The organism is Microbacterium sp. LEMMJ01, assembly GCF_002114135.1.
GTDB lineage: Bacteria > Actinomycetota > Actinomycetes > Actinomycetales > Microbacteriaceae > Microbacterium.
This window is the reverse complement of record NZ_NCTV01000042.1, coordinates 1-1,037: the sequence shown is the minus strand read 5'-3', so window position 1 is coordinate 1,037 and position 1,037 is coordinate 1. Positions and strand designations below refer to the sequence as shown.

Here is a 1,037-nt window from a genome sequence, read left to right as displayed (position 1 = left end):
GGGGTGATCGCCCCCCGATCGTCGAGTGAGAACGCGTGCGCGGCCGTCGAGGTGGCAGCGCGCAGCGCTTCGGCTGTTGACAGGCCGGCGTCCACGAGCAGAGCGAGTTCGTCGTGCATGCTCTCGCCGTATGGCGGCATTGCCCGTTCGAGGAGCCCGATGTAGGCGTCTTCGTCGTGCATGCTCTCGCCGTATGGCGGCGATGCCCGTGTGAAGGACCCGATGTAGGCGTCGGTGCCGGCCAGGACCGGAACGCCCGCGGCATGCATCGCGCGCGTGCTCTCGTGGGCGTGTGCATAGCTCACACCGGGAACGCCCGCTGCGGTGAGATTCGCGGCGACGCCTTTCATCATCGTCAAGGTCGGGATGAACACCGTGCCCTGGGCGAGCATCGTCTCAGCCGTCGCATCGTCGAGCGCGCGGTCGAGTGGAGCATGGGTGATCATGTCGGCCCCCGCAGCGAGGCTCATACGCACAGCTTCGTACAGGGCTGCGTGCGCGATGACCTTGAGCCCCCGCGCGTGCGCAGCAGCCACGAGTGCATCGAGCACGTCCTGGGTGGGACCGGGCAGATCGGCGATGATCTTGATGTAATCCACCCCGTCTGCCACCTGCACCTCGACGAACCGCTCCGCCTTGTCGGGGGAATCGACCAGCGCGACGTCCGGATAGGTCGGAATGCGGCTGTGCGTGCTGCCCTGAGATGTCGCCGCCATGCCGGCGGTGCGGAAGTCAGCGACTCCCCTCAGTCCCCGCAACGACTGGAACTGTGATGCGGGCCATGTCGCCATGTCCAGGCCGGTGGTGACACCGTACGTGGCGAGCGTCTCGAGGGACTCGCGCCCCTTCAGGTGCATGTGACAGTCGATCAGGCCAGGAAGGAGCACCGTACCTTCCGCGTTGACGACAGCGGCACCGACGACGACCGCATCCGCTGATACGTCACCGATGCGCCCGTCGGGCTGGACGACGACCGTCGTGGGGGCGCTCAGACTGTGTCCGTCGAAGACCCTGGTGTTCGTGATCGCGGTCGCAGA

At 66.8% G+C, this 1,037-nt stretch carries 1 protein-coding gene; it reads right to left on the bottom strand.

Features of this window, described 5'->3' with window-relative positions; genetic code table 11:
* The coding region (locus tag B7W94_RS17725; protein ID WP_139833360.1) for an amidohydrolase family protein at positions 1-1,037 on the bottom strand (1,037 nt) is incomplete at both ends.